2 protein-coding genes are annotated in these 8115 nt (G+C 65.0%); both read left to right on the forward strand.

From position 1 onward, the window contains the following. The first annotated feature begins 1143 nt into the window (after nt 1–1143). Nucleotides 1144–7611, forward strand: a complete 6468-nt coding sequence (locus tag AB0M99_RS37235) for a polymorphic toxin-type HINT domain-containing protein (RefSeq protein ID WP_365928627.1) — start codon at nt 1144–1146, stop codon at nt 7609–7611. 52 nt (nt 7612–7663) lie between these two features. Further along, complete coding sequence (locus AB0M99_RS37240) at nt 7664–7942, forward strand: hypothetical protein (RefSeq protein WP_365928629.1); 279 nt, start codon at nt 7664–7666, stop codon at nt 7940–7942. Nucleotides 7943–8115: the final 173 nt, after the last annotated feature.

An 8115-nucleotide genomic window follows, 5' to 3' on the forward strand; every position in this document is an offset into this window, starting at 1 on the left:
CGCCCGTCGAATACGAAGCCAACTACTACACCGAACTCACGAAACCCCAGGTCACAACCACAGTCTGAGATCTCTATGGAACCCGGGGCGGTTCAGCGTGCCGTTCGGATTGGCGACCACCGTGTCCGTCTCGGTAGTCGACGCTGCGACCGGAACCGGCTTGCCGGTCCGCTTCGCCTCCGCCAAAGCGGAATCCTCAGCCCGCTCCCGATCGCTGATCGGCCGTGCAGACGGCGGCTGCACGCTCGGCGCCCCCGGCTTGTCCACCGCCAGGGCGCCAGGTGCGGCCCCAATTGTTGTCACGGACAGGGCCAACGCGACCAGTCCCGCCAATGCGACTGGTCGGCCAGTCACTCGCTTGCTGCCTTGGATGCCCCCCACGGCAAAACTCCCCAATGTGGTTGTGATTGCAACTTGGCGCGAACGCTAACAGCTCCCCCCGACAAGCCCTTCCATGGCCTTTGGAGTCAGTATCCAAAGTTCCGGCAGATTGTTCCGAAATGGGATGTCTCGCCGTCTGTGATCGCCGATCCGCCGCGCATGCTAATAGTTAAATTTCGGTCACTTTTTGAGATCTTGCAGGTCAACGATGGTCAACTTGTCTGAATTGCTCCGCGTGTTGCGAACTGTCAACAAGTTACGATCCACGCCAATTGATGACTCGGCGACCGTGGGGGGCATGCCGTGCAGGCACGACCTGAACTACGTTGGACGAGGAGACGATCGGCGGCAAAACGCCGCATATTCGTCACCTCCACTGTTGTACTTTCGCTAATCGTGGGGACCGGGACGGCGGAGGCCGTCGACTGGAAGCCCAAGGACCCGCGTCTCTGGTCACCGGGCGCCCTCAAGAAGACGGAATCGGTCCGCGGGAAGAACGCCCCGAAAACCGGAGCCTCGACCTCACGCGTCGGAGGGGCTGCTGCGTGGGTCCCGAAGGACGTGTACTGGCCATCGGCCACTAGGGCCGAAGTGGACTTGGGCGCGCCCGCGCCCGCCCCTTCAAATGGCTCGCTCTTCACCGCTCCCGCCCGCTCCGGGAGCCCCGTCGCACCGCCCGCCGACCCAAGGCGCGCCGGTGACGCACCCGTGTGGGTCGCCCCGTCCTCGGACAAGGGCGCACCTCGCAGCGGCAAGACTGCTGTGCAGCTCGCGGACCGGACGGTCGCCGAGAAGGTCGGCGTCCAGGGACTGCTGGCCTCCGTTCGGCCCGCCGAGGGTGTGGCCAAGGGTGGTCCGGTCAAGGTCTCCGTGGACGTCTCGCACATCGCGGGCTCGTTCGGTGGAGACTGGCTCTCCCGCGCCCGGCTCGTCACGCTGCCCGAGTGTGCGCTGACCACCCCCGAGCGTGCGGAGTGCCGTACGCAGACCCCGCTGGCCACCGCCAAGGACGGCGACCGGCCCGGCCTGCTCAGCGCCGAAGTGCCTCTCGCGGCGGGTAGCGGCCTGCGCCTGAGCAGTGCTTCGGGAGCTGCGAGCGGGGCGACCGTGTTCGCTGCCGCGGCGGCTCCGGGGGGCTCGGCGGGTACGTACGCCGCTACCAGCCTGGCGCCTTCCGGGTCGTGGAGCAGTGGCAGCAGCACTGGTGGGTTCTCCTGGTCGTACCCGATAGCCGTGCCCGAGGGCTTGGGCGGCACCAAGCCGGGCATCTCGCTCTCCTACAGCTCCCAGGCGATCGACGGCCGCACGGCCGCGACGAACAACCAGTCCTCGTGGATCGGCGAGGGCTGGGACTACTCGCCCGGCTTCATCGAGCGCCGCTTCAAGCCGTGCGCCAAGGACGGTCAGACCGGCTCCGGTGAGCAGTGCCTGGCCGGTGAGAACGCCACGTTCTCGCTCGGAGGCAAGTCCTCGGCCCTGGTGAAGGACGACACGTCCGGCACCTGGCGGCTGGAGGGCGACGACGCCTCGAAGGTCGAGCGCCTGACGGGTGCGGCCAACGGCGACAACAACGGCGAGCACTGGAAGGTCACCGCCCCGGACGGTACGCAGTACTACTTCGGCGTCGGCCGCAAGCCCGGCAGCTCCACCGCCCCGGCCACCAACTCCGCCTGGACCACCCCCGTCTACGGGAACAACGCGGGCGAGGAGTGCAACCAGTCGACGTTCGACGCGTCCTGGTGCCAGCAGGCCTGGCGCTGGAACCTCGACTTCGTGGTCGACCCCCGCGGCGGCATGACGACCCACTGGTACGACACCGAGACCAACCACTACAAGCGCGGCGTCTCGGCGGCCAACCCGGCGGGCACGATCACCCCGTACATCCGCGGCGGCAACCTCACCAAGATCACCTACGGTTCGAAGGTGTCTGACGCGGACACGGTCAAGCCGACCGCCCAGGTCCTCTTCGCCACCGAGGAGCGCTGCCTGCCCGACGCCGGCTTCGACTGCGCGCCCGCCAAGCTGACGAAGGCCAATGCCGCCAAGTGGCCGGACGTTCCCTTCGACCAGAACTGCACGGCCACCGGCACCTGCGAGAACACCTCCGCCACGTTCTGGAGCACCAAGCGCCTCACCACCATCACCACACAGGTCCTGAGTGGCACGGGCAGCTATGAGAACGTCGACTCCTACGCACTCAAGCACCAGTTCCCCGACCCGCAGGACGGAACGGCGCCGGCCCTGTGGCTCGCGTCGCTCACCCACACCGGATACGACGGTGCGACGAAGCTCGACACCCCGCCCGTCGTCTTCTACGGCAAGCTGCTGAACAACCGCGTCGACTCCAGTGGTGACAACAGGCCCGCCCTGAACCGGCACCGCATCGTCCAGATCAAATCCGAGACGGGCAAGACCACCGACGTCGGCTACGCCGACGCGGAATGCACCCCCGGCGGCGGCCTGCCGTCGTCGCAGGACTCCAACACCAAGCGCTGCTACCCGGTGTACTGGAACCCGGACTTCAAGAGCCCTCTGGATCCGACGCTGGACTGGTTCCACAAGTACGTCGTCACTCGCGTCACCGAGATGGACCCCTTCGGCGGCTCCCCCCTCCGGGAGGTCCGCTACGAATACGTTGGAGCCGCCGCCTGGCACCGCGATGACGAGGAGCTGACCGAGGACAAGTTCAGGAGCTGGAACCAGTTCCGCGGCTACGAGCAGGTCATCACCCGGGCCGGAACTGCCCCGGACGTGGTGTCCAAGACGGCCAACTTCTACCTGCGCGGCATGGACGGGGACGTCAAGGCCGATGGCAGCAAGCGCGCCGTCACCTTCACAGGGCTCGCCGGCAACACGATCCCTGACTCCAGCCCCCTGGCCGGCTCGCTCCGTGAAAGCCAGACCTTCACCGCTGACGGCGGCGAGGTCGTCTCCATTTCACAGTCCGAGCCCTGGCTCTCCGCAGCCACCGCCACCCACAGCCGTGGCGCCAAGCTCCCCGCCCTCACGGCACAGATGCAGCGCGGCGGCTCCAGCCGGAACAGGGCACTGCTCGCAGACAAGACCTGGCGAGAGACCTCTCAAACCGCAAAGTACGACGCCTACGGCATGCCGGAATCCGTTCAGGACCACGCGGACGGCCTGCCCGACACCTGCACCACTACCTCGTACGTCCGCAACACAGCCGCCTGGATGCTCGACAGGGTCTCAGAGACGGTCCAGACCCAGGCCGCCTGCGGAATCGCCGCTACCGAGGCGAACACCCTCGTCCGCAACCGCGTCTACTTCGACAATCAGCCGTTCGGCACCCTCACCGGACCCGGGCAGGCGACCAGCACGGAGGGGCTGGACCGCTTCGAGTCGGGCCAGCCGAAGTACACCGCCGCCGCCAGCGTCACCTACGACGCATACGGCCGCACGACCAGCATCACCGATGCCGGAGGCGCGAAGACGACGACTGCGTTCGAGCCTGCCGCCCCCGCACGCGCGACCACCCTCAAGGTGACCAACGCCAAGAACTGGACGACCACCTCGACGCTTCACGCGCTGCGCGGGCTGCCGGTCAAGACGGTCGACCAGAACAACCGCACCACTGAGATCACGTACGACGCCCTCGGCCGTACCACGGCCGTCTGGCAGCCCGGCCGCACGCGCGACCAGAACGCAAGCAGCGTCTTCAGCTACGACCTCACACAGACCGGTACCACCTCGGTCACCAGTCAGGTGCTCCGCTCCGATGAGTCGTACGCCACCTCCATCGGCATCTTTGACGCGATGGGGCAGCAGATCCAGGTTCAGTCGGATACGCAGAACGGCTGGCCGGGCGCCCGTCTGATCACCGACACCACCTATGACACCCGAGGCCGCGCCTCGACGACCACCAACACCTACATCAACAAAGACTCCGACCCGGTGAAGACCCGGTTCATCGCCGACAAGACCACGGTGCCCGGCCAGAACACCACGCTGTACGACGGCATGGGCCGCCCGGTCACCGGCATCTTCTCCTCCGAGGCGCAGGAGCAGTGGCGCAGCACCACCGCCTACCCGGGCGCCGACCGCGTCGACACCATCCCACCCAAGGGCTCCACCGCCACCAGCTCGATCACCGACGCCCGCGGCCGCAAGGTCGAGCAGCGCCAGTACAAGACCGGCACACCCACGGGCGACTTCGACTCCACCCGCTACGCGTACAACGCCACCGGAAAGCTGGAGCGGATCACCGACCCGGCCGGCAACACATGGACGTACGACTACGACCTCCACGGCCGACAGATCAAGGCGGTGGACCCGGACAAGGGCACGTCGTCGACGACGTATGACGCGGCTGACCGCCCCGTCTCCAGCGTCGATGCTCGTGGCACCTCCATCTTCACCAGCTACGACATCCTGGGCCGGCCCACCTCTCGCAACCTGAACGCGGTCGACGGCCCGAAGCTGGCCACCTACGACTACGACACGCTGCTCTCGGGTCTGCCGACGGCGTCAACCCGATGGGTCGACGGCAAGGCGTGGCGCCAGGAGATCACCGGATACGACATCGGTTACCGCACCACGGGCACCAAGCTGACTGTTCCGGCAGGGGAAGGGGCCCTCACAGGGACGTACGCCACATCCACCTCGTACGAGCCCATCACCGGGACAGAAGACATCACCGAAGTTCCGGCAGCGGGCGGCCTGCCCAGGGAACGCCTCTACACCAGCCGAAACATCAACAGCCTGCCCGTCGGCTATGGTTCGGACAACGTCGACTACGTCAACTTCACCGACTACGACGAGCTCGGCCAGGTGCAGCGCACGACCTTCGGCGACATGCCGAAGCAGGTCAGCGTCACCAACATCCAGGACCCGGCCACCGGCCGACTGCTGAGCACCGAGCTCAAGAAGCAGGACTCGAACACCGCAGTCGACATCACCGACTACACCTACACCCCAGCCGGCGACGTCACCTCAGTAACGAGCACCCAGGGGGCCGTACGCGACGCCCAGTGCTTCACGTACGACTACCAGCACCGTCTGATCGAGGCCTGGACCGACACGGGCACCACCACGACCCAGCCCGGACCTTCCGTACCCGGAATCGGCGGCTGCACCACCACACTGCCGCAGCCCAGCACGGTGGGTGGCCCGGCTCCGTACTGGCAGTCGTTCACCTACGACGTGACCGGCAATCGCAAGACCCTCACCGATCACGATCCGACAGGGGACGCGTCCAAGACCAGCGTCACCACCAACACCTACCCGGCACCGGGGTCTCCGCGCCCGCACACGCCGACGTCCACGAAGAAGCAGACCGGATCCGGCCCGGCCATCTCCAAGGACCTCACCTACGACAACACCGGCAACACCCTCACCCGCCCCGACGCCGGCGGAGCCACCCAGACCCTGACCTGGACCCCCGAGGGCAACCTCGCCTCGGCCACCACGGGCAGCGGCACTTCCTCGTACCTCTACGACGCATCGGGCAACCGCCTGCTGCGTAGGGACCCGGGCAAGACCACTCTGTACGTCGGCAGCGACGAGCTGACCCTCGACACCGCCGCGAACAAGGTCACCGGTACCCGCTACTACGCGACACCCGGCGGCACGACGATCGTCCGAACCTCGGACGGCAAACTCTCCTATGTGGCGGCCGATCACCACAACACCGGCAACACCGCCATCGACGCCGCCACCCTCCAGACCCAGCGCCGTGTTACCAAGCCCTTCGGGGAGGACCGCGGCGCCACACCGAGTTCCTGGCCCGGCGAACGAGGCTTTGTCGGCGGGACCCAGGACAAGACCACGGGACTCACCCACCTCGGCGCCCGCGAATACGACCCGTATGCTGGTCGATTCCTATCCGTGGACCCGTTGATGGTGGTGGACGACACCCGTCAGCACAACGCCTACCAGTACGGCAACAACAGCCCTCTCACAGCATCTGACCCCTCCGGCCTCCGCAGCGAGGAATGCGGCACCCTGTACAACTGCGGGTCCAAGGGGACGATGACCCTCACCAACACCGAGGACATCAGTTACCGCGACGATGACGGCAGTTGGCTCGCCGGAACGCAGCACCTTGAGGGCAACAGGGGAAAGAGTCAATCGGGCGCGAACCACAGCGGTCCGCCGACCGTCACGTCCCCCGACGGGAACGTTTATGTCCTCCCAGCAGTCAACCTGGGGGAATTCACGGAGCTCTATCGCACCGCCTACCTCAAGCAAGTTGCATTTTGGGGTGAGCAGAACGACCCCAAATACGACTGGGATATGCGGATTAAGGCCCTACTCTCAGCGTGTAGCCAAATGATGGACCGTGGGTGCGACCCTGCTCAGTTCATCTATGCCAATGCCAAGTCGACCGTCGAAAATTACGGCGTGTTCGAAGGTGGAGGCATGAATAGGCCTGCGCTAGGGTCGAGCGCAAGGGCAGGGGCGGCAGGCGGCAACTGCGGCAAGTGCTTCCTGGCCGGTACAGATGTTCTCATGGCCGATGGCACCACCAAGGACATTGAGGACATCCAACTCGGCGACAGAGTCTGGGCTGCTGATCCAGAAACCGGAGAATCCGGGGAACGGGAAGTGACCCGCCTGATCGCCACCGAAGACGACAAGCACTTCAACGCACTCTCCATAGCGACCGATGGCGGCATCGAAGAACTCACCGCCACCTACGAACATCCCTTCTGGTCCCCCTCGGTCAACGCCTGGGTGGAGGCGCGAGATCTCGCTCCCGGGTCTACGCTCCTGACCAACCAGGGCAAGGTCGTCATTGTTACGGCCAATAAGCCCTACAGTGGGCACGCGCGTACGTACAACCTCACCGTTGACGACCTGCATACGTACTATGTGCTGGCGGGTGAGACTCCTGTACTCGTTCACAACGCATCCTGTCCGACCTTCACTACGGGAAAGCCAATCAGTGGCCCACTTCCCGACGCTGGGCAGACATCCTTGTACGCTCTCGTGAAACCCTCGAGTGGCGAATTGCTCAAATGGGGAATCTCCAAGAATCCCGTCGGCCGCTACAAGAACTCAGACTACGAGGGTGGAGCTCGGATGGTAATCCTCAGGAATTACGACTCTCGACAGGATGCTCTTGATGTAGAGCGGTATATGACGGAGAGGCATCCGGGGCCGCTGAATTTTGAACCACATAGAGGATCTGTGGCGCCTACCCAGTCCTGGGAGAAGGACTTGCAGCATGTAACTGGCGGCGGGTTCTTCAGGGATCGCGACGGTTGGTAGACGCTCTACCTGCGTGAACGCTGGAGGTGGCATGTCATCAAGTTCGTACACCGTGGAAACGGAGAGCGGCGAGTCGTACGAGGGAATCTCGGAAGACCTGCTCTTCGAGTTGATCGGCGAGCTGAGTTATCCCGATAACTCATTCCTTACGATCGAGTCACAGGGGTCCGGCGATCAGTGGTACGTCGTCGTGACTCTGGATTCAGATGATCGGCTTGAAGTGGAGTATCGGAACCCAGAGAGACGAGAACATCGAGTCGTTCCCGGTGGAACAGCATCAAAGGTCGCAAGCGATGTGACGATCTGGGTTTCCTCGGTCGTCCACCGCTGAGGCGCTGTTGAGTTTCAGGGAATTGATGGCAAACGCATGAAGAGCCCCGCTGGGAGATCCTGGCGGGGCTCTTCACGTGGCAGGGCTGATTCATAGTCTTGGCTGTGAGGAGAAGCGGCAGGTCACAGCCGTGTGGCGGACCTTCAGTTTGGACACGCCGGACGCAACGAAGC

This window comes from Streptomyces sp. NPDC051183, assembly GCF_040682455.1.
Taxonomy (GTDB): Bacteria; Actinomycetota; Actinomycetes; order Streptomycetales; family Streptomycetaceae; genus Streptomyces.